This window comes from Pseudomonas sp. HY2-MNA-CIBAN-0224 (assembly GCF_040310285.1).
Classification (GTDB): domain Bacteria; phylum Pseudomonadota; class Gammaproteobacteria; order Pseudomonadales; family Pseudomonadaceae; genus Aquipseudomonas; species Aquipseudomonas helleri.
The window spans coordinates 1-17,982 of sequence record NZ_JBEOPQ010000051.1 but is presented as its reverse complement, the minus strand read 5'-3'; the positions used below and the strand labels follow the sequence as shown (position 1 = coordinate 17,982).

Sequence of the window (17,982 nt, the reverse complement as noted above, 5' to 3'; positions counted from 1 at the left end):
ATCATGAAACTCACAAAAATCCTCCTGCTGGTCTTGCTGCTGGCCCTCGTCGTGGTGCCCGCTGTTGTACCGGTGTCGATGGTCAACGCGGCCATTCAAATGTTGATCGCGGCCTTGTTTGCCTGTGCCTTTAACCTGCTGTGCGGGCAGGGCGGCATGCTTTCGTTTGGCCACGCGGCGTACTTTGGCGTCGGCTCGTTTGCCACGCTGCATGCGATGAATGCACTCAATGGTCATGGCCTGCTGCCAACGCCTTTGCTGCCGCTGATCGGCGCCCTGGGTGGTTTTATCTGCGGGGTGTGCGCGGGCTGGTTCGCGACCAAACGCGCTGGTGTGTACTTCTCGATGATCACTCTGGCGCTGGCCGAGTTGCTGCACTCGCTGGCTCCGCACCTGAGCGCGCTGTTTGGCGGTGAAGCGGGTATTTCGTCCATGCGCAGCCCGGCGTGGGGCCTGGATTTTGGCGATGCGACCCAAGTCTATTACCTGACCCTGGTGTGGGTGGTGATGTCGATTGCCTTGCTCTACGCCTTCACCCTGACGCCCATGGGCCGCCTGACTTTCGCCCTGCGCGAGAACGGTCACCGGCTGCAATTTCTCGGCTACAACGTGCACCGTTTGCGGGCGCTGGTGTTTGCCCTGTCAGCGATGTTTTCCGGGATCGCCGGTGGCTTGCAGGCCCTGAATCTGGAGTCGGCCAACTACGTGCTGTTTGATATGCACTATTCCGCCGAGGTGGTCCTCAACACCTATATCGGTGGGGTCAACGTGTTTCTCGGGCCGGTTTTGGGCGCGGCCTTGATGACCTTTTTTGGCAACGCCGCCTCCGACCTCACCCAATCCTGGTTGCTGTATCAGGGGCTGTTGTTCGTGCTGGTGATGATGTTTATGCCCAGCGGTCTGGCCGGGCTGGTGCTGGCCTGGAGTGCGCAGATCCGGCGCAACGGCTGGCTGGCAGTGATCCCCGCCGCCGTGACGGCGTTGCTGACGGCTGCGCTGGTGAGCCTGGCCGTGGTGTTTGCCATCGAAACCTTGCAACGGGTGTTCAGCCAGGATTACCAGGCGCTGCTGATTGCCGGTCAGCCGTGGCCCGCCATCAGCCTGTTTGGCCGCGACTGGTTGCCCGGTTCGCCACTGACCTGGGCCATGCCGCTACTGCTGGGCCTGGCCGGGCTGTTGATGCTCAAACTGGCCCGGCGCCAATGGCTGCGCCTGCTGGACGATGAACGCGGGTCCAAACCTGCCGCACTCACGCTGCAAGCCGAAGGAGATGCCCCATGAGCCGCGCAATTCTGCAGTTACACGACGTGCACAAATCCTTTGGCGAGGCCCACATCATTCGCGGCGCAGAGCTTGAACTGCGCGACGGCGAACGGCATGCGGTGATTGGTCCCAACGGTGCGGGCAAGTCGACGTTGTTCCACTTGATCTCCGGGCAGTTGCAGCCCACCAGCGGCAAGATCGTGCTGGGCGATACGCCGATTCAGGGGCGCTCGCCGGAGCACATCAACCATTTGGGGCTGTCGCGCTCGTTTCAGATCACCAACATTTTTCCGGGGCTGACGGTGTTCGAAAACCTGCGCATTGCCGTCATGCGCAAGCACCACATGCAGTACCACTTCTGGCGTTCAGTCCAGCGTTACCCCGAGGTGCGCGAGCAGACCGAAAAGCTGCTGGAGCAAGTGCGCCTGCAAGACAAACAAAGCGTGTGCGCGGCGGAGTTGTCTTACTCCGAGCAGCGTGCACTGGAAATCGGCATGACCCTGGCCAGTGACCCGCGGGTGATCCTGCTCGACGAGCCCATGGCGGGCATGTCTCACGAAGAAACCGACTACGCCTTGCAGTTGATTCGTGAGGTGACCCAAGGCCGATCTTTGCTGATTGTCGAGCACGACATGGACGTGGTGTTTTCGCTGTGCGACCGCATCAGCGTGCTGGTGTATGGCCAGGTCATCGCCACCGGTACGCCGGATGAAATCCGTGCAGATCGCCGGGTACAGGAAGCCTATCTGGGTGAGGAGCAATGCGCATGAGTGCGACCCCGCAAAACCTGCTGTCGATCAGCGACCTGCATGTGCATTACGGCAAGAGCCACGTGCTGCACGGGGTCAACCTCAACATCGGCCACAACGAAGTGGTCAGCTTGCTGGGGCGCAATGGCGCCGGGCGCTCCACCACCATGAAAGCGGTGATGGGCCTGGTGCCTGCCAGCGCGGGCAGCATCCAGCTGGCAGGCCGTGAATTGACCGGGCTCAGGCCGTACCGGGTCAGTCGGGCCGGGGTCGGTTTTGTCCCGGAAGAGCGCGAAGTGTTTGCCAACCTCAGCGTCGAAGAAAACCTGCGCATGGGCCAGCAAGAGCCGACGCCGGGCGCCACGGCATGGACGGTCGAGCAGATGTTCGAGTTTTTCCCGAGGCTGCGGGAGCGTCGCAACACCGGCGCGGGCAACCTCTCGGGCGGCGAGCAGCAAATGCTTACCTTGTGCCGCTCGCTGCTGGGTTGCCCGAAAGTGCTGCTGATCGATGAGCCCACCGAGGGCCTGGCGCCGAAAATCGTGGCGGTGGTGGCCGAGGCCATTCGCGACATCCACCACCGCGGGGTGTCGATCCTGCTGGTGGAGCAAAAGCTGACCATCGCCCTGAAGGTGTCTTCGCGGGTCTGCGTGATGGGCCACGGGCAGATTGTTTTTGAAGGCACGCCGCAAGCGCTGACCGACGATCCCGATTTGATGAAGGAGTGGCTGGCGGTCTAAAGCACCAGCCGCAACATTCAACCCGGCAGGTTCGCCTGCCAATTCCCCCCGACGGTATGGCGAAACACGCGTTCGCCAGGGGTTTCTGCGTCTTAAATCCAACAGGAAAAACAATAAAAATGAACCTGAATAAATACATCGCCACACAACCCCTGCTGTTGCTGAGCGCCTTGCCGGGCCTGGTTCTGGCGCAGGAGCATGGCTTTATCGAGGACGCCACGGCCAACGTGCTGATGCGCAACTTCTACTTCAATCGCGACTTTCGTGACAGCAACGCCAGCCAGGCCAAGAGCGAGGAATGGGCGCAGGGCTTTCTGCTCAATGCGCAGTCTGGCTACACCCAAGGGTTTGTGGGGGTAGGCGTAGACCTGATCGGCCGCCTCGGGGTCAAGCTCGACAGTGGTGGTGGGCGTGCGGGCACGCTGTTGCTGCCTGCCGACGGCAAAGGCTCGGCGGATGACTTTTCCAGCCTGGGCGCGGCGCTGAAATTAAAGATGTCGAAGACCGAACTGAAAGTCGGTGAATTGCTGCCCAGCCTGCCGATCCTCCAATACAACGACGCGCGCCTGCTGCCGCAGACGTTTCAGGGGGCGATGCTGACCTCCAAAGAAATCACCGGCCTGACCCTGAATGCCGGGCAGATGCGCTCCTTCACCCAGCGTAATTCCAGCAACCGCGAAGACATGTTTATCGACGGCCGCGCCTTCGCCACCTCTGACCGTTACAACTATTTGGGCGGTGAATACCGCTTCAACCAGGAGCGCACCATGGTTGGCCTGTGGGGCGCTGAGCTGGAGGACATATACCGGCAGCGCTTTATCCAGTTCACCCACAAACAACCCGTGGGCGACTGGACCCTTGGCACCACTATCGGCTTGCTCGACTCAGAAGAGCAGGGCGATGCCAAGGCCGGCAAAATCGACAACCGCTCGTTCTTCACCACCCTCAGCGCCGCCCACGGCGGGCACACGGTGATGGCTGCCTGGCAGCGCATGTATGGCGACGACGGGACCATCTGGCTCAGCCCGACCACCACTGTGCTGCCCAGCGATATCCAGGTGCGCAATTTCGCCTCCGCCCAGGAAAAAGCCTGGCAACTGCGTTACGACTACAATTTTGTCGCCATGGGCATCCCGGGGCTGACCACCTTTGTGCGTTACGTCAGTGGCGACAATGTGCTGGTGGCGGGCAGCAACACCGGCAAGGAATGGGAGCGCGACTTTGACGTGTCGTACGTGATCCAGAGCGGCCCCCTGAAAAACCTTGGCCTGCGCTGGAGAAACGCCATGGTGCGCTCCAGTTTCGGCCCGTCAGTGGACGATAACCGCCTGATCGTCAGCTACAGCCTCGCGCTGTTTTGATCGGCAAGTTGACTGATCCGGTAACAATTTCCTTTGACAGAGCCCTTACTGCGGGTTAGTTTTTCGTCACTGGTCTGACAAGTTAATTCAAATGTATGACCAGCTATAAAAATAAGTGAGAACCTCATGTCCCATTCAGATAGCTCTGCACCTGTTTTCCAGCACAGTGCCTATGCCGGCATCCAGGACAAAGTGGTGGTGGTCACCGGCGGCGGCAGCGGCATTGGTCTGGCCCTCGCCAAAGGCTTTGCGCGCAACGGCGCACATTTGCTGCTGATCGATATCAACGCTCAGGCCATGGCCGATGCCAAGGGCGAGCTCCAGCAAGAATTCCCTGAGTCCCGGGTTGAATGCTTCGAGGCGTCGGTAACTGACGAAGACGCCATTGACGCAGCCTTTGCTCACGCCAAGGCGTGCTTCGGGCGCATTGACGTGCTGCTCAACAACGCCGGTGTTTCCATCAACAAACCGTCCCTCGACATCACCCCGGCCGAATGGCGCCGGGCCGTAGAGATCAACTTCAGCAGCGTGTTCATCTGCGCCCAGGCGGCTGCCCGGCACATGATCGAGCAGCAGGCGGGCGTGATCATCAACACCTCGTCGATGTGGGGCGTGTCGCACTCCGCAGAGCGCACTGCGTACTGCTCGACCAAGGCGGCGGTGGTGTCCATGACCAAATGCCTGGCCGTCGAGTGGGCGCGCCACGGTATCCGCGTCAACGCCATCGGGCCTGGTTACACCCGCACTCCGCTGGTCGATGAGCTGCAACGCGCCGGCCGTCTGGACGTTGACGCACTGAGCAAGCGCACGCCGCTGCACCGCCTGGGTGAACCGGGCGAAATGGCCGAGCTGGCGCTGTTTCTGGCCTCTGGCAGCGCGACCTTCATTACCGGGCAAATCTACGTCTCGGACGGCGGCTGGACCGCTAACGGTTTCTAGCTTTCCTTCGTTGTGCCGGCCCGCAGGGGCCGGTCGCTTTGAGTTCTTTGTGGAGAAGTAAACATGCCGAATAGTGTTGCCTTGTCGCCGGCATCGCCGTGGGTCGAGCTGAGTACCACCGACGCCGACTGGAAGCAGGCCGACCCCGCGCTGCTGGGCACCATGCTCAGCCAGTTGCACCTGATCCGGGCCTTTGAAGAAACCGTACTGGAACTGGCTGGAGAAGGCCTGGTGCACGGTCCGGCACACTCCAGCATCGGCCAGGAAGGCGGCGCGGTCGGTTCGATCGTGCCGCTGGGCGCAGCAGATGAAGTCAATGGTTCACACCGTGGCCACCACCAGTTTCTTGCCAAGGCGCTGGTGTACCTGATGCCCGAGGGCATTGACCCGAAAGCGCCGGTCAACCCGTCGATCCAGAATTTGCTGCAACGCACCCTGGCAGAAATCCTCGGCCTGGCCCAAGGCTTCTGCAAAGGCCGGGGAGGCTCCATGCACTTGCAATGGGCCGAGGCGGGCGCCTTGGGCACCAACGCGATCGTTGGCGGCGGTGTACCGTTGGCGGCGGGCGCGGCTTGGGCCCACCGGCATGCGCAGACCGACACCGTGGCGGTCACCTATTTTGGAGACGGCGCGGTCAACATCGGTTCGGTGCTGGAAACCATGAACCTGGCGGCGGCCTGGAAGTTGCCGCTGTGCTTCTTTATCGAGAACAACCTCTATGCCGTGTCGACCACGGTAGACGAAGCCACCGCCGAACCGCGCCTTTCGGCCCGCGGCCTGGGCTTTAACATCCCGAGCTGGAAAGTCGACGGCATGGACCCGCTGGCGGTGTACCTGGCCATGCAACAAGCGCTGGCGCACATGCGTGCCGGCAATGGCCCGACCGTGATCGAAGCCGACGTGTACCGTTTCTTCCACCAGAATGGTCCGTTCCCCGGTAGCGCCTTCGGTTATCGTACTAAAGAAGAAGAACAACACTGGCGTGCCCGCGACCCGCTGGACCGTCTGGCCACTGAAATGAAAAAACGCGCGCTGATCGACGATGCCGGTCTGACCGCGCTGCGTGAAACCATCAAGGCGGCCATGGCTGAAGCCGCGGCGCAATTGCTTGAAGCGGACCCGTCCGGCAAGCCGGGCAAACGGCGGATTCGCCCCGAGCTGTGGCCGGCAGCGGACTTTCGTGACGTGGGCATTCGTGGCGACCTCAGCGAGCTGGCCGATGCCCGCACCTGCGAGCAAGCGAGCTACAGCGGCGCCCTGGAAAAACGCAAATTCATCGACGCGATTGCCGATGTGATGAACCGGCGCATGGAAACCGACGACAGCATCGTGGTCATGGGCGAAGACGTGCATCGCCTCAAGGGCGGCACCAACGGCGCCACCCGTGGCTTGAAAGATCGTTTCCCGGAGCGGATTCTCGGCACGCCCATCAGCGAAAACGCCTTCTGCGGCCTTGGCGGCGGGATGGCCCTCGATGGCCGTTTCAAGCCGGTGGTGGAGTTCATGTACCCGGACTTTATGTGGGTGGCCGCCGACCAGGTGTTCAACCAGATCGGCAAGGCCCGGCACATGTTCGGCGGGCAAAGCGACGTCCCCTTGGTACTGCGCACTAAAATCGCCATGGGCACCGGCTACGGCTCGCAGCACTCCATGGACCCGGCGGGCATTTACGTGACCAGCCCCGGCTGGCGCATCGTCGCCGCGTCGACGCCGTTTGACTACATCGGCCTGATGAACACCGCGCTGGCCTGCAAAGACCCGGTGCTGGTGATCGAACATGTCGACTTGTACAGCCAGACCGGTGAAGTGCCGACTGACGACCTGGACTACCAGATCCCGTTTGGCACCGCCGCCATTCGCCGCGAAGGCCGCGAGCTGACCATCCTGACCTACCTGAGCATGGTCGGGCATTCCCTGGAAGCCGTCGAGCAGACCGGCATAGACGCCGAGGTCATCGACCTGCGCTTTCTTGATCGCGCCAGTTTTGACTGGGCCACGGTAGAGGCGAGTATCCGTAAGACCAACAACGTGCTGATTGTCGAGCAGGGCGCCCGTGGCACGTCCTACGGCGGCTGGCTGGCAGACGAACTGCAACGCCGTTGCTTCGACTGGCTCGACCAGCCGATTCAGCGGGTTACCGGCGGTGAAGGTTCGCCGAGTATTTCCAAAGTTCTGGAGCGTGCCGCCAGTGCCCGCACCGAAGAAGTGGTTGAAGGCCTGCAACAGGTCATCCGCGAAAAAGGAGCACGTCCATGAGCGTCAACATGCTGGTTCCAATGGAAGTCGGTATCTGCTGCGTCGACCTGCCGGCCCTCAGCCGGTTTTATCAGGACGTGCTGGGCTTTACCTTTGTCGCCCAGGTGCAAATGCCCGCCGCCGCCGCGCAACGCGTGGGGCTGAGCGAAGGCGGTTACAGCGTGGTGCGCTTGCAGACGCCTTACGGCGAGCGGATCAAATTGCTTGCCCCGGAGCGCACGCCCACCCGGCATGTCGACGGGTTGATCCTCGACCGCCAGAACGCCAGTTACCTGACCTTTATCGTCGAAGACATCGCCAGCCTGGTCGCCGACCTGAAGCGCGCCGGTGCGAGCTTTTTCGCCGGTGACGAGGCGATCCAGCTGCGTCCCGAGGTGAAAGCGCTGTTTTGCCGCGATCCGGAAGGCAACGTGCTGGAGTTGGTCGAATACGCCGACATCGCCGCCTACCGTCCTGACCTTTTCAACCACCGGAGTGCCTGATGGCCAAGCTCTTGCACATGCCCGAGGTGTCGGCCAACGCGACCCACGCCGCCATCCAGAATTGGGCCATCAAAGAAGGTGAAACAATTGCCGTGGGCGATTGCATTGCCGAGATCGAAACTGAAAAAGCCCTGGTAGAACTGGCCGCTGAAGAAGAGGGCGTGCTGGGTAAAATCCTCGTCGAGGCGGGCCGCGAAGTGGAAGTCGGCTCGCCTATCGGTGTGTTGTTTGCCAAAGGTGAAAGCAACGTCGACATTGCTGCGTTGCTGGCCAAGGCGGGCGCGCAACAGGCTGCACCCGCGCCGGTAGCCGATGAGGCGCCTGTCGTACCTGCGCCTGTCGCTGCGCAGCCCGCGCAAACGGGTCGGGTCTTTGCCAGCCCCTTGGCGCGCCGTCTGGCGGCGGCCAAAGGGCTGGACCTGGCGAGCCTTAAAGGCAACGGCCCCAACGGCCGCATCGTCAAGCGCGACGTCGAAGCCGCCAGCGCCGCCCCCGTAGCGCCTGCACCGGTGATTGCAGCAGCGGTCAGCGGCCCGAGCTTTGATGAAATCCCCCACAGCGGCATGCGTAAAACCATTGCCCGGCGCTTGGTAGAGAGCAAGGCCACGATCCCGCATTTTTACCTGGACGTCGAGATTCGCATGGAGCGCTTGCTGGCCTTGCGTGAGCAAGTCAACCAGAGCGCGCCGCGCAAAATCTCGATCAACGACTTTATCGTCAAGGCCGTGGCCGTGGCCCTGCGCCAGGTACCGGCCATGAACGTGACCTGGACCGACACTGCGTTGCGCCAGTACCACGAGGCCGATGTGTGCGTGGCGGTGTCCACTGACACCGGGCTGATTACCCCGGTGGTGCGCAACGCGGGCGGTAAAGCCTTGTCGCAGATCAGCGCCGATGTCGTAGAACTGGCCGCGCGTGCCCGTGACGGACGCCTGCGGCCCGAGGAATATCAGGGCGGCAGCTTTACCATCAGCAACCTGGGCATGTTCGGTGTCGAGCAATTCAGCGCCATTATCAACCCGCCTCACGCAGCGATTCTGGCCGTGGGCGCGACCCAGCAGAAGCCGGTGGTTGAAGACGGCGAGCTGAAAGCCGGCGCGGTCATGCGTTGCACCTTGTCGGTGGACCACCGCGCCGTGGATGGCGCGCTGGCGGCGCAATGGCTGGCCGTGTTCAAGGGCCTGATGGAAAACCCGCTGGGCATGCTGATTTGAGGGAGTCCCCATGAGCGATAACACTTTTGACGTGATCGTGGTGGGCGGCGGCCCCGGCGGTTACGTCGCGGCGATCCGTGCCAGCCAGTTGGGCCTGCGCACGGCGCTGGTCGAAAAGGCCCACTTGGGCGGGATCTGCCTGAACTGGGGCTGCATTCCCACCAAAGCCTTGTTGCGCAGCGCCGACGTCTTGCGCCTGATCCGCAATGCCAAAGGCTTTGGCATTGACGTGGGCCAGGCCAAACCGGACCTGGAGGCCATCGTCAAACGCTCCCGCGACGTGGCGGCGCAGTTGCAGCGCGGCGTCAGCGGGCTGATGAAAAAACACCGTATCCAGGTCTTCAACGGCCATGGGCGGCTTAATGGCCCGCAGCGGCTGAGCGTGACCGGCGAGCAGGGCGAACAACAGCTGAGTGCGGCGCACATCATTCTTGCCACCGGCGCACGGGCCCGCGTGCAGCCGGGCATGGAGCCAGACGGCCAACACTTCTGGACCTACCGCGAAGCGCTGGTGCCAAAAAGCATACCCAAGCGTTTGGTGATCATCGGTGGCGGCGCCATCGGCATCGAGTTCGCCAGCTTCTACCACGCCCTGGGTGCCCACGTCAGCGTGGTGGAGATGGCCGAGCGCATCCTGCCGGTCGAAGACCAGGACATCAGCGCCCACGTGGCCCAGTCGCTGACCCGCGAAGGCATCAACTTGTACACCGGTTGTGCAGTCAAAAGCAGCCGTGTCCAGCAGGGCAGCGTCCAGGTGCAACTGCAAGGCAAGCGCCAGGAGACGTTACAGGCCGATGTGGTGCTGGTGGCGGCCGGGATTGTGGGCAACGTTGAAGACCTTGGGCTCGAAGGGACTCGGGTCAAGGTCGAGCGCAGCCATGTGCAGGTCGATGACTACTGTCGCACCGACGAACCGGGCGTGTACGCCATTGGCGACCTTGCCGGGGCGCCGTGGCTGGCGCACAAAGCCAGCCACGAAGCGGTGATCTGCGTAGAGAAAATCGTCGGGCAAACCCCGCATCCGTTGAACCCGCTCAGCGTCCCCGCGTGCACCTACAGCCACCCGCAAGTGGCCAGTGTCGGCTACACCGAAGCCCAGGCACGCGCGACAGGCAAAGCGCTTAACGTCGGTAAATTCCCCTTCGTGGCCAACGGCAAGGCCATCGCCATGGGCGCCACCGAAGGTTTCGTCAAAGTCATCTTTGACGCCGACAGCGGCGAACTGTTGGGCGCACACATGGTTGGTGAAGAAGTCACCGAAATGATCCAGGGCTACGTCATCGCCCGCGGGCTTGAGACCACCGAAGCGGAACTGATCGACAGCATCCTGCCGCACCCGACCATGTCAGAAGCCATGCACGAAGCCGTGCTGGCCGCCTACGAGCGGGCACTGCACAGCTAATAAACCTTACACCTCGCCTGTAGGAGCGAGCTTGTCTCGCGATCTTTTGATCTTCAAAACACCCGATCAAAAGACCGTGAGCACGCTGGCTACAGCGCTTTATTTACTGTTGCACATGACACCGAACCCCCGTCTCAAGCGCTTGCGGCTGTTGGCAGCCATCGGTGCTCAGGCTGCAGCGTTCGCGGAAGAAACACCCCTGGGGAAGGTTTCGGTTGCCTGGCAATTCGGTGGGCGCTGCCACCTGTTCGGCCCGCAATGGCACGCCCAGGCGGGGAACGGCTTCGAAGAGCAGGCGGGTGTACGGGTGGCGCGGCTGGTCAAGAACTTGCGCCGCGCTGCCCAGCTCGACGATTTGCCCCAAGTACATCACGGCCACACGGTCAGACATGTGCCGCACCACCGACACGTTATGGGAAATCAGGATGTAGGTCAGATTGCGCGCCCGTTGCAATTCGGCCAGCAGGTTGAGGATCTGCGCCTGCACCGAGATGTCCAGCGCGGAGGTGGGCTCGTCGAGCACGATGATGTCCGGGTCCGACGACAAGGCTCTGGCAATAGCGATCCGCTGGCGCTGGCCGCCGGAGAACTGGTGGGCAAAACGGTCCAGGTACTCCGGACGGATACCGACCTGGGCTGCCACTTTCGAGGCAATGCCGCGCATCTGTTCGCGTGAGCGCATGCCGCGCGCATAGAGCGGCTCGGTGATGATGCGCCAGATCGGCAACCTCGGGTTCAGTGATGATTGCGGGTCCTGAAAGACAATTTGCACATTGCTGCTGCCCTGGCCTTTTTTGCCGTTGGCCCAGCTCAACGCGCCACTGCTGGGGGCAACCAGGCCCATCAGCACTTGCGCCAGGGTACTTTTGCCACAGCCGGACTCTCCGACGATGCCCAGGGTTTCCCCGGCCCTGACCTGAAGGTCGATGCCATTGAGGGCATGGGCATAGCCGCGGGGCCGACCCAGCCAGTCATTGCTGACGGGGAAGCGCACGCGCACGTCGGTCAATTCAAGGATCTCGTGAGGCACCACGGCCACCGATTCAGACACTGCACTGTTCATCACGAAAGCTCCTTATGCGGTAGCCAGCAAGCGCTTTTACGTTGTTCATCGTGGTTGATGGCGGTCAACACCGGCCGCTCGCTGCACTTTGGCAACGCATGCTGGCAGCGCTCAGCGAACGTGCAGCCGACGGGCAGGCGCGAGAGATTCGGCACTTGCCCGGGAATGGTCATCAAGGGCTGCCCCGGCTCGACCATTTCCGGCAAGCCGCTGAGCAACCCTTGGGTGTAGGGATGGCGCGGATTGCGCATTACATCCGCGGTCAGCCCTTGCTCAACCACCGCGCCGGTGTACATCACGTACACCCGGTCACAGAACTGCGACACCAGGGCCATGTCGTGGGTGATCAACAGAATGGCAGTCCCTTTTTGCCGGGCCTTTTCTTGCAGTAATAGCAGTACCTGGCGTTGCACCGTGACGTCGAGTGCGGTGGTGGGTTCGTCGGCGATCAGCAACTGCGGCTCACACGAGAACGCCAGGGCAATCATGACCCGCTGGCGCATGCCGCCCGACAGTTCGAACGGGTAGCTGTCCAGAACCTGCTCGGGGCTGGCGATGTGCATGTCGCGCAACAGCTCGATGGCCTTGGCCCGGGCCTGTTGTGTGCTGATTTTTTGGTGATGGATGATCACATCGAGCATTTGCCGACCGATCCGCCGCGTCGGGTTGAGTGCGGTCATCGGCTCCTGGAAGATCATCGCCGCATCACGGCCGCGAATCTTCAAAAGCTCTTTTTCAGGGGTGTTGAGCATGTCGCGATTGAGCATGCTCAGGCTGCCGGAGGTGATCCGGTAACTGCGCTCGGGCAGCAAGCGCATGCTGAGCATCGCGGTGACGGATTTACCCGACCCGGACTCGCCGACCACGCCCACAATTTCGCCGGGGTTGACGTGCAAAGACACGCCATTGAGGGCCTTGACGCTGCTCTTGTAGGCCGGGAACTCAAGGCTCAAGTTGTCGATGGCCAACACTGGATTGCAAGTAGACATGCTTATTTCCCCTGCTGGCGTGGATCGAGCAGATCGCGTACGCCATCGCCCAACAAATTGAAGCCCGTCGCCGTAATCAGAATGGCCAGCCCCGGGAAGGTGGAGTACCACCAGTTATCCAGAATGTAATTGCGCCCGGTGGCGACCATTGCCCCCCACTCAGCGGTAGGCTGTTGCGCACCCAGGCCGATAAAGCCCAGGGCCGAGGCCATGAGAATGGCGCTGCCGATGTCCAGGCTCAGTTGCACCAGCAGAGGCGGCATGGCGTTGCGCGCAACGTGCCAGTGGACCATGTGCCAGCGCTCGGCACCGAAGGTTTCGGCGGCCTTGACGTAGCCCATCTGGCGAATGCTCAAAGACTGGCCGCGGGCCAATCGCACATAAGAAGGGATCCGCACCAGAGTAATTGCCAACATGGCATTGAACAGGCTGGCACCCAGAGCGGCCGCCAGGGCCATGATCAGCACCAGTGATGGAACCGACAGCATGATGTCCATCATGCGCATGGTCACGGCGTCGAAACGCCCGCCAATCACCCCGGAAAAACAGCCCAGCAGCCCGCCGATAAAACACGCGGAAAAGGCCACGAACAAACCGACGCCGACCGATTGACGGCTGCCGAACAGTACCCGGCTGAACAGGTCACGGCCTACTTCATCGGTTCCGAACCAGTGCTCGGCAGACGGCGCGGCCAAACGCGCCGAGAGGTTCAGGGCGTTAGGGTCATGGCTGGCCAGCCATGGCGCGAAGATCATGCACAGCACCACCATCAGGGTGATGGCCAAACCGGCCATGGTCAGCGGACTGCGGCGGATCTGATGGATCAAGTAGGCGGTTTGCTCGCGCCAGCGCGGGGTGGGGGCGGTGGAAGTCAGAGGAACGGACATTTCAATTCACCTCGCCGATACGCGGGTCGATCACGCGATACAGAAGATCGATGGCCATGTTCAGCAACACATAGATAAACGACACCAAAATGGCGAAACCCATCACCGCCGGGAAATCCAGCGACTGGATCGACTTGACGACGTAGGCGCCCATGCCGGGCCAGGCGAAGACGGTCTCGGTCAGCACTGCGCCGTAAAGCAAGTCGCCCAGGGTCAGGCCGAGCACCGTCACCGAAGGGATCAACGCATTGGGCAGGGCGTGGCGCAGGATCACGGTCCAGCGCGACAGGCCATAGGCGCGGGCCGTGCGGATATAGTCCTCGCCGAGCTGGTCGAGCATGGCGGAGCGAATTTGCCGGGCGATCACTCCCAGGGTCACGAAACCCAGTGTGGCGGCGGGCAGGATGAGGTGTTTGAGCGCGTCCATAAACAGGCTGAAGTTTCCGGCCAGCAGGGCGTCAATCAGGTAGAACCCGGTGATCGTGGTTGGCGGGGCAAGCCCTTCGGACAGACGCCCGCCACCGGGCAGCCAGCCCAGGTGGCCATAAAACAGCACGATGGCGCCCAGCCCCAGCCAGAAAGCCGGGGTTGAAATCCCGGTGACCGCCAGGGTCCGTGCAATCTGGTCGATGGCGCGGTTGTGATAGACGGCCGACAACACACCCAGCGGTACGCCCACCACAATCGCCAGGAACAACGCGACCACCGCCAGTTCCAGGGTCGCCGGGAAGAACGCCTGTAGGTCTTCGAGCACCGGGCGATTGGTGCGGATCGACGTGCCGAGGTCGCCCTGCACCAGGTCCAGCAAGTAACGGCCATATTGTTGGTACAACGGCAAATCCAGCCCCAGTTGATGGCGGATGCCGGCCACCAGCTCATCGCTGGCACGGTCACCGGCAATCAGTCGGGCGGGGTCGCCAGGGATCAGGTGGGAAATGGCAAAAGTAATCAGCGAAACACCGAACACGACCAGCAACAGGCCAAGCAGGCGCTTGCGCAACAACGTCAGGAAGGCCATAAGGCACCTCTGTTACTCAAACGACAGATATCAGAAAACCGTGCACGCCTTTAGCAGCGTGCACGAAAGCGCCGGTTCACTTGCTCATGCTGCCCAGGTTGAACACCTGTTCGAGCATGGGGTTGAACACATAGCCTTTGACCGAATCACGCATCGGCAAGGTGTAGCTCTTTTGGTAGAGGTACACGTAAGCACTGTCGTTGAGCGCCAGCTTTTGCGCGTCCTGATACAACTCGACGCGCTTGGCCTGATCGCTGGTGGTGGCCGCTTCACGAATCAGCGTGTCGACCTGCGGGTTGCTGTAGAACGAGCGGTTGCCTTGCAAGCCCTGCATTTTGGAGTCGAACCAGAAGTTCATGAACATGTACGGGTCGGCGAAGTCAGGGCTCCAGGTGCCGACGGCGATATCATAGTCGGCCTGGCCAACCCGTTCGCGCAGGGTGGCGTTGGCGGTTTTTTCCATCTTGAGGTTAATGCCCAGCGGGACCAGGGCCGCTTGCAAGGTCAGGCCAATCGGTTCCCAGTTGGCGTCTTTGTCCGAGTACATGTAACTCAGGTTGGTGATCTTTTTCGGCACTTTGGCCAGGCTGTCGGCTGCTGCCGTCATGTCCTGCTTCATGTTTGGCAGCGAACTGTCATACGCCCACATGCCTTTGGGGATCGGCCCGTTCAGCAGTTCGGCCTTGTCCTTGAGAATGCCGCTGACGATGCCTTTGTAGTCCACCGCTTCGGTGATCGCACGGCGGGCGTCAACGTTGGTCAACGGGCCTTTCTTGTTGTTGAGGTACAGGTAAGTCACCCGCAGGGACGGGTACTCTTTGACCGCAATGCCTGGCTTGCTGGCCAGCGCCCCCAACTGGTCTTCGGGCATGTCTTCAATAATGTCGAGGTCGCCACGTTCCAGTTGCAAGCGACGTACCGAAGGCTCGGCGATGATTTTCAACACCACGGTTTTCAACGCAGGTGCGGGGCCGGCGTAGTGCGGGTTTGGCTCCAGGGTCAGCGACTGGCCTTTTTGCCAGTTGGCCAGACGATAAGGGCCCGAACCTGCGGTGTGGCTGGACAGCCAGGCGTTGATGTCTGCGCCTTTGTTCGCCACCAGCGGATTGATCACCGAAGCACCGTTGTGGGCCAGGGTGTAGAGGAACGGCGCAAAAGGTGTTTTCAGGGTGAAACGGATGGTCTGCGGGTCAACCACAGTGACCACCATGTCTTCCGGGAATGCACCGGACGGCCCTTGCTTGAGGGTCATCAAACGGTCGAACGAGAATTTCACTGCTGCGGCGTCTACGGCGCTGCCGTCATCGAACTTGTTGCCCGGCTTGAGCTTGAATTCCCATACCAGGTTGTCGGGGGACACGGTCCAGCTTTCGGCCAGGTCGCCCTCGACTTCGGTGCTGCTCTTGTCACCGTCGGTCTTGTAGCCCACCAAACGTTGATAGGACGGGTAGGTAATGGTCCAGTCGTTGTTATCAAACGTCACGGCGGGGTCGAGGGTTTGCGGGTCGGCGGGTTTGCCGATAATCAGCGTGTCCTGTGCCACGGCGGCGGTAGCAGCCTGCCAGGCGCCGAGGCTCAAGGCGGCACACAAAAAACTCAGCGCCAATCTGCGGGCACGGGGAGGGATGTGGCGGTTCACGGGGTTCATGACGGTCATTGCCGGTTTCCTTCAACATTCGATGTCTGGAAGTGGGTCAGGTTTTTTTTTGGAATCTATAACCGGGCAGTAGCAGTTGAAGCATGTTTACAGCGTTTTTGTTGTTCTTTTTGGGCAGTGCGTTGGCCCTGAAACTCTTTGGTTTCATCGACCTTTACGGCTCAAACAGGTGTTACTCGTGGATCAACGGGTAGTCGTCGGCGTTGGGTAATTCGTAATGCCACCATTCACTGGCGATCGGCTGGAAGCCGGCTCCGAGCATTACCCCCAACAGCAGCAAGCGATTGCGTTGCACCTGCACGGGCAAGTGTGGGTAGAACTGGTGCGAGGGTTCTTCCATGGTGTCGAAACCCGTGCCCATATCGAGCGCTACGCCGTCGCCGTCCACCAGTGTCAGGTCAACCGCGACACCACGACTGTGGTGTGAGCCCAGATGCGGATCGCGCACGTAGTCGCCGTTGGGCAAGGCTTCCCACAACAGGAACTGCGCAGCAGGCGGCCGGTAGGCGTCATAAATCAGCAGGCTGTAACCGGCCAGTCGCGCCAGTTCGCTGGCTTTGCGCAGGCAGGTAGCGGCATCGCGATGCAGCAGGCACCGGGTTGTCGGGTAGATCACTTTGCCGGCCAGATTGTCGGCAGTGGCGTAGATCATGTTGATCTGCACCTGAAACTGCCGGGCTTCAATCTCAATCAGTGGGCTGGGACTGGTAACGCTCTGATTCACACACTCACTCCTGGTGAAATCGGTTGGGGCACTGCGCTTAACCTTCGAACTGGCCGAAGGCTTTTTGCAGTTGACGGTTCTTGGCCAAACGGACGTCCAGGTGTTCGCCATATTGCTGCGCAACAGCTGAAACCATGAGATTCAACAGGCATGCCAGCGGCGCCGGGGAATCCCAAAATTGGCCCACATCGGTTTTGATCTGCAACAGGTCCAGCGCGTAGTCACGGGCCCACGGGCATTGCAGGTCGGTAATCAGGGCCAGCGGCAATGCGTTTTCAAGGGCCGCCTGGCAGAAGGTCTGGGTCACGCTGGAATACGCGCGAAAGTCGGCAATGATCGCGTAGGGGTTGTCGAAGCCTGAGTTCAACGTCTCCGCGTAAATGCCGGACAGGCCGTCCACGTAGTAAACCTTGGGGCGGATGTACTCAAGGTGGCTGTGAAAGGCCGTGAGAATCCCGCGGGTGGACTGGATGCCGATAATAAACACGGCATCGGCTTCGTGGATGCGTTTGACGATCTGGGCAAAGGCTTCGCTGCGCGCCACTTCATAGACGTACTGGATCGCTTCAATTTCACGCTGCATCGAACGGTCGAGCGCGTCGCCGCCGTTGCTTTCAGCGCGAAAGGCTGCAATCCGGTCGGTGATCAACCAGGAGGCAGGCACTTCACCGCGCAAGCTCTGTTTGACGTCGTCGAGGTTCTGATAACCCAACGAGCGCAAGAACCGCCCGACCGATATCCCGGTGGTTGAGGCTTGCAGTGCAATGCTGTCAGCGGACTCGAAAGGGAGTTGTTGCGGGTTGCCGAGCAAATAACTGGCAATCCGTTTGCCGGTCGGCGTCATGCTGGAAAACTCGTTTTCCAGCAACTGAAAAAAATTGTTTTTTTCCATAAAGATCAACGCGCGCCGACAGGTGAGTGTTATGTGAGTGTCATTATCACTCTTTGTGTTATCAACATAACATCAGTCTTCGAGCGGACACAACGGCTTTTCTGCGGATTGCAGAGGAATTAATTTTTGGCGTGGGAATGCCGCTCACTTAAGCCATTCAGGCTCTGTGGGAGCGGGCTTGCTCGCGATGGTCGTTAACGATGACGCGTACTGACCGACTCAATGGGGGGCTCTGAAGGCCATCGCGAGCAAGCCCGCTCCCACACTTGTGAACTGCCCCCCAAAAGTTGGACAGATTAACTAGCGCCCTGTGCAGCCTGAGTCCTGTATCCCACAGGGCTTAGGC

16 protein-coding genes are annotated in these 17,982 nt (G+C 61.1%); 9 read left to right on the top strand and 7 right to left on the bottom strand.

Annotation, left to right across the window (positions count from 1 at the left end; genetic code table 11):
- Positions 1 to 3 precede the first annotated feature (3 nt).
- The 9 genes from AAEZ03_RS19655 (at position 4) to lpdA (ending at position 10,406) form a co-directional block, all read left to right on the top strand.
- Positions 4 to 1,281: a branched-chain amino acid ABC transporter permease gene (locus AAEZ03_RS19655; RefSeq protein ID WP_350580897.1), complete on the top strand. Its 1,278-nt coding sequence runs from the start codon at positions 4 to 6 to the stop codon at positions 1,279 to 1,281.
- The gene (locus AAEZ03_RS19650; protein ID WP_048369283.1) at positions 1,278 to 2,033 is read left to right on the top strand and encodes an ABC transporter ATP-binding protein; all 756 of its coding nucleotides are present in this window, start codon (positions 1,278 to 1,280) and stop codon (positions 2,031 to 2,033) included. The genes AAEZ03_RS19655 and AAEZ03_RS19650 overlap by 4 nt, the downstream gene beginning before the upstream one ends.
- A complete protein-coding gene (locus tag AAEZ03_RS19645) occupies positions 2,030 to 2,752 on the top strand; it encodes an ABC transporter ATP-binding protein (protein WP_048369282.1) in 723 nt (240 codons plus the stop codon). Before AAEZ03_RS19650 ends, AAEZ03_RS19645 begins: the two co-directional genes overlap by 4 nt.
- 119 nt (positions 2,753 to 2,871) lie before the next feature.
- Complete coding sequence (locus AAEZ03_RS19640; RefSeq protein WP_350580894.1) at positions 2,872 to 4,113, top strand: OprD family porin; 1,242 nt, start codon at positions 2,872 to 2,874, stop codon at positions 4,111 to 4,113.
- Between the two features lie 126 nt (positions 4,114 to 4,239).
- The gene (locus AAEZ03_RS19635; protein WP_153351079.1) at positions 4,240 to 5,052 is read left to right on the top strand and encodes an SDR family NAD(P)-dependent oxidoreductase; all 813 of its coding nucleotides are present in this window, start codon (positions 4,240 to 4,242) and stop codon (positions 5,050 to 5,052) included.
- Between the two features lie 63 nt (positions 5,053 to 5,115).
- Positions 5,116 to 7,308 (top strand): alpha-ketoacid dehydrogenase subunit alpha/beta, encoded by a 2,193-nt coding sequence (locus tag AAEZ03_RS19630; protein WP_350580892.1) that lies wholly within the window; start codon positions 5,116 to 5,118, stop codon positions 7,306 to 7,308.
- Entirely contained in the window at positions 7,305 to 7,790 is a 486-nt protein-coding gene (locus AAEZ03_RS19625) for a VOC family protein (protein WP_153328603.1), read from the top strand. The genes AAEZ03_RS19630 and AAEZ03_RS19625 overlap by 4 nt, the downstream gene beginning before the upstream one ends.
- Positions 7,790 to 9,004: a pyruvate dehydrogenase complex dihydrolipoamide acetyltransferase gene (locus tag AAEZ03_RS19620; protein WP_350580890.1), complete on the top strand. Its 1,215-nt coding sequence runs from the start codon at positions 7,790 to 7,792 to the stop codon at positions 9,002 to 9,004. Before AAEZ03_RS19625 ends, AAEZ03_RS19620 begins: the two co-directional genes overlap by 1 nt.
- Positions 9,005 to 9,014: 10 nt before the next feature.
- Positions 9,015 to 10,406 carry a dihydrolipoyl dehydrogenase gene (gene lpdA / locus AAEZ03_RS19615; RefSeq protein ID WP_350580888.1) on the top strand — a complete coding sequence of 464 codons (1,392 nt, stop codon included), beginning with the start codon at positions 9,015 to 9,017 and terminating at the stop codon, positions 10,404 to 10,406.
- A gap of 103 nt (positions 10,407 to 10,509) precedes the next feature.
- On the opposite strand, the gene AAEZ03_RS19610 is transcribed toward lpdA, so the two are convergent.
- The 7 genes from AAEZ03_RS19610 to AAEZ03_RS19580 form a co-directional block, all read right to left on the bottom strand.
- On the bottom strand, positions 10,510 to 11,469 hold the full coding sequence (locus AAEZ03_RS19610) for an oligopeptide/dipeptide ABC transporter ATP-binding protein (RefSeq protein WP_350580886.1): 960 nt from the start codon (positions 11,467 to 11,469) through the stop codon (positions 10,510 to 10,512).
- Positions 11,469 to 12,458, bottom strand: coding sequence for an ABC transporter ATP-binding protein (locus AAEZ03_RS19605; RefSeq protein ID WP_350580883.1), 990 nt, complete (start codon positions 12,456 to 12,458; stop codon positions 11,469 to 11,471). Before AAEZ03_RS19605 ends, AAEZ03_RS19610 begins: the two co-directional genes overlap by 1 nt.
- Positions 12,459 to 12,460: 2 nt before the next feature.
- A complete protein-coding gene (gene ddpC, locus AAEZ03_RS19600) occupies positions 12,461 to 13,345 on the bottom strand; it encodes a D,D-dipeptide ABC transporter permease (protein WP_048369273.1) in 885 nt (294 codons plus the stop codon).
- A 1-nt stretch (position 13,346) separates the two neighbouring features.
- Positions 13,347 to 14,363, bottom strand: coding sequence for an ABC transporter permease (locus AAEZ03_RS19595; protein ID WP_153333999.1), 1,017 nt, complete (start codon positions 14,361 to 14,363; stop codon positions 13,347 to 13,349).
- Between the two features lie 76 nt (positions 14,364 to 14,439).
- Positions 14,440 to 16,011, bottom strand: coding sequence for an ABC transporter substrate-binding protein (locus AAEZ03_RS19590; RefSeq protein WP_502947935.1), 1,572 nt, complete (start codon positions 16,009 to 16,011; stop codon positions 14,440 to 14,442).
- Between the two features lie 181 nt (positions 16,012 to 16,192).
- Entirely contained in the window at positions 16,193 to 16,744 is a 552-nt protein-coding gene (gene ddpX / locus AAEZ03_RS19585; RefSeq protein WP_277620018.1) for a D-alanyl-D-alanine dipeptidase, read from the bottom strand.
- 37 nt (positions 16,745 to 16,781) lie between these two features.
- A complete protein-coding gene (locus AAEZ03_RS19580; RefSeq protein ID WP_153376074.1) occupies positions 16,782 to 17,636 on the bottom strand; it encodes a MurR/RpiR family transcriptional regulator in 855 nt (284 codons plus the stop codon).
- Positions 17,637 to 17,982 lie beyond the last annotated feature (346 nt).